Source organism: Gordonia sp. (in: high G+C Gram-positive bacteria), assembly GCF_012515855.1.
In the GTDB taxonomy this organism is placed as follows: domain Bacteria; phylum Actinomycetota; class Actinomycetes; order Mycobacteriales; family Mycobacteriaceae; genus Gordonia.
In genome coordinates this window covers 1-3,230 of the sequence record NZ_JAAYXO010000001.1, presented here as the reverse complement: position 1 = coordinate 3,230, position 3,230 = coordinate 1, and the positions used below count along the sequence as shown (strand labels likewise).

3 protein-coding genes and 1 pseudogene are annotated in these 3,230 nt (G+C 66.5%); 2 read left to right on the top strand and 2 right to left on the bottom strand.

From position 1 onward, the window contains the following. Nucleotides 1-1,363, bottom strand: a 1,363-nt coding sequence (locus GX543_RS00020; RefSeq protein WP_290848972.1) for a DNA gyrase subunit A, incomplete at its 3' end; no start/stop codon positions are given. 370 nt (nt 1,364-1,733) lie between these two features. Between GX543_RS00020 and GX543_RS00015 the strand changes: the two genes are divergently transcribed. After that, complete coding sequence (locus GX543_RS00015) at nt 1,734-2,357, top strand: hypothetical protein (RefSeq protein ID WP_290848970.1); 624 nt, start codon at nt 1,734-1,736, stop codon at nt 2,355-2,357. 125 nt (nt 2,358-2,482) lie between these two features. Then, the gene (locus GX543_RS00010; RefSeq protein WP_290848974.1) at nt 2,483-2,707 is read left to right on the top strand and encodes a helix-turn-helix domain-containing protein; all 225 of its coding nucleotides are present in this window, start codon (nt 2,483-2,485) and stop codon (nt 2,705-2,707) included. A gap of 129 nt (nt 2,708-2,836) precedes the next feature. Here the strand turns inward: GX543_RS00010 and GX543_RS00005 are convergent. Beyond that, nucleotides 2,837-3,230, bottom strand: a pseudogene (locus tag GX543_RS00005) (DNA topoisomerase IV subunit B); the annotation flags it as partial.

Below are 3,230 nucleotides of genomic sequence, written 5' to 3'. Positions count from 1 at the left end.
GCTGGTCGATGATCTTCTGCCGCTCGAGCGCCGCGAGACGCCGCAGCTGCATGTCGAGGATGGCCTGAGCCTGGTCGTCGTCGATGTCCAGGAGGTCCTTGAGGCCCTGACGGGCCACCTCGACGGTCTCGGACCGGCGGATGAGGGCGATCACCTCGTCGAGCGCGTCGAGCGCCTTGACCAGGCCGCGCAGGATGTGGGCGCGCTTCTCGGCCTCGTCCAACAGGTACTGCGTGCGGCGGACGATCACTTCGATCTGGTGCGTGACGTACAGACGCACCAGTTGGTCGAGCGGGAGCGTGCGGGGCACGCCGTCAACGATCGACAGCATGTTGGCGCCGAACGACGTCTGCAGCTGCGAGTGCTTGTAGAGGTTGTTGAGCACGACCTTCGCCACGGCGTCACGCTTGAGCGTGATCACGATGCGCAGGCCGACGCGGTCCGAGGACTCGTCGTCGATCTTGGAGATGCCGGCGATCTTGCCGTCGCGCAGCTGCTCGGCGATCGACAGGATCATGTTGTCCGGGTTGACCTCATAGGGCAGCTCGGTGATCACGATGACCGTGCGGTTGCCCTCCTCCTCGATGGAGGTCTTGCCGCGCATGCGGATCGAGCCGCGTCCGGTGCGGTAGGCGTCCTTGATGCCCTGGTCGCCCACGATGAAGCCGGCCGTCGGGAAGTCCGGTCCCTTGATGCGCTCCATGCACGCCTCGAGGGCCTCCTCCTCGGTGGCCTCGGGGTTGTCGAGCATCCAGTAGACGGCCTCGGCGACCTCGCGCAGGTTGTGCGGCGGCATCTTGGTGGCCATACCCACGGCGATGCCGCTGGAGCCGTTGATGAGGAGATTCGGCACGCGCGACGGCAGGACCACGGGTTCCTGCGTCTTGCCGTCGTAGTTCGGCTGGAAGTCGACCGTGTTCTTGTCGATGTCCCGGACCATCTCCATGGCCAGCGGGGTCATCTTGCACTCGGTGTAACGCATGGCGGCCGCGCCGTCGTTGCCGCGGGAGCCGAAGTTCCCCTGGCCGTCGACCATCGGGTACCGCATCGCCCACGGCTGTGCCAGGCGGACGAGCGTGTCGTAGATCGCCGAGTCGCCATGCGGGTGGAAGTTACCCATGGTGTCGGCGACGGGCTTGGCCGACTTCACGTAGCTGCGGTCGGGGCGGTAGCCGTTGTCCCACATCGCGTAGAGGATGCGGCGGTGCACGGGCTTGAGTCCGTCCCGCACGTCCGGCAACGCTCGCCCGACGATGACGCTCATCGAGTAGTCGATGTAGCTCTTCTGCATCTCGGCCTGGATGTCGACCGGTTCGATCCGGTCGTGTCCCCCGGCCTCGGGCGGCAACGTCGTGTCCGTCATGGGCTCCTCTTCGTCTCGCGCTCGGCCGACGCCAGCAGGCGCCAATCCGACCGGTCCAGTCTATAGGTCCTGCGGAAACGATCGGTGCTCGCACGCGGCCTGTCCTCTATATCCTCGCCACGATTCGCCGCCCAACCGCGATCCACTGCCCTGCTTCGCCGCGCCCCACCGTCCAACCGCGCCGCGCCCCACCCCCACGTCCCACCGCCGGGCGCCCGGCGTGACCGTCACCGCCCGATCGGGACCGACGGTCGACGACGACGACAACGGCTCAACCCCGCGGGTTCGCAATCAAGGGTTGACAGTCTCGGCATATCGATTATCGTGATTATCGTTCTTCGATAGCAACGACAATCGATAGGGGAACCCGATGTCCAGGAAGAACCGCACACCCTCCACCACCACCGACTGCCGCCCCGATGCCGACCGGCGCGGGGTCACCACCTGGGTATACATCTGCGCGACCGCCGTGGGTCTCTGGGTGCTCGCCCCGCTCATCACCAGGCTCATCTCGCTCGCCGTGGGCGACTCCGTGACGCTCACCCTGTCTCGGCCTGACGAGCTGTCCGGCCCCGCTGGCACAGAACTGCTGGGTCTGACCACGACGGTCCCGGTCGATCAGCTCGGCTCGGCGGCGACGACCGGCGTCGTCGTCGGCACCGTCCTCGAGCTCATCGCGGTGCTCGTCATGCTCGCAGCCGTGACCGTCGTGATGAGGTCGCTCCGACCGGGCCGTGAACTGGGCAACCGGACGAAGGTCGTCGCCATCATCGTGGTGCTCGTCGCCGGGATCATCGGCCTCATCGGGGCGAACGTTCTCACCGGCGCCGGCGTCTCCGCGTGCCTGGAGCTGTACACGAGCTGCTCAGCAGGACGGACCTGGAATGATCCGCTCACCACGGCCTTCCCGATCGCCGGCATCGCACTCGGACTCGTCTTTGCCCTGGTCCGGAGCGAGACGGTCGCCCGACACAACGCCGAGGGACTCGTCTGATGTCAGGAGCCGATCAGGATCTGGGCGATATCGCACGGGGCGACACCGGCCAAGCCGACTCCGATCTGGGCGACACCGGCCCGGACAACACCGAGCTGGGCGACACCGAGCTGGGCGACACCAAATTGGGCGACACCGAGCTCGTGGTCCGGTGCCATCTGGACCGCCTGCTCGACGAGCGGGGCCTCACACTCTCTGCGCTGGCCGAGAAGGTGGGCGTCACCGTGGTGAACCTGTCGGTGCTCAAGAACGACCGGGCCAAGGCCATCAGGTTCAGCACACTGGTCGCCCTGTGCCGCGAGCTCGACTGCCAGCCCGGCGACCTGCTCACCGTCGGCGAGCCGGCGTGACCGGGTCAGCTCACCTGTCACCCCCGAGTCCGCCCACCAAGGAATCCGCTACTCAAAAGCCACATCCGCTACCGGAATTGCGGTAGCGGATGTGGCTTTTGAGTAGCGGATTTGCGACAGAGCGACCGGTCAGACGTCGAGGAAGCGGACGTCGCGCGCGTTGCGGGTGATGAAGTTACGGCGGGCGTCGACATCCTCGCCCATGAGGATCGAGAACAGCTCGTCCGCGGCGGCCGCGTCGTCGAGGGTGACCTGGCGGAGCGTACGGACCGTCGGGTCCATGGTGGTCTCCCACAGCTCCTTCGGGTTCATCTCACCGAGACCCTTGTAGCGCTGGATACCGTCGTCGGTGTTGATCTTGCGCTTGTTCTCGAGACCGATCTTGAGCAGCTCGTCGCGCTCACGGTCCGAGTACGCGAACTCCGGCTCGCTGCGCTGCCACTTGAGCTTGTACAGCGGCGGCTGCGCCAGGAAGACGTGACCTTCCTCGACCAGCGGGCGCATGAAGCGGAACAGCAGCGTG

What these genes read in the sequence shown, in the direction of transcription:
- GX543_RS00015 (WP_290848970.1), top strand. Translation starts at nt 1,734, where the DNA reads ATGTCCAGGAAGAACCGCACACCCTCCACCACCACCGACTGCCGCCCC.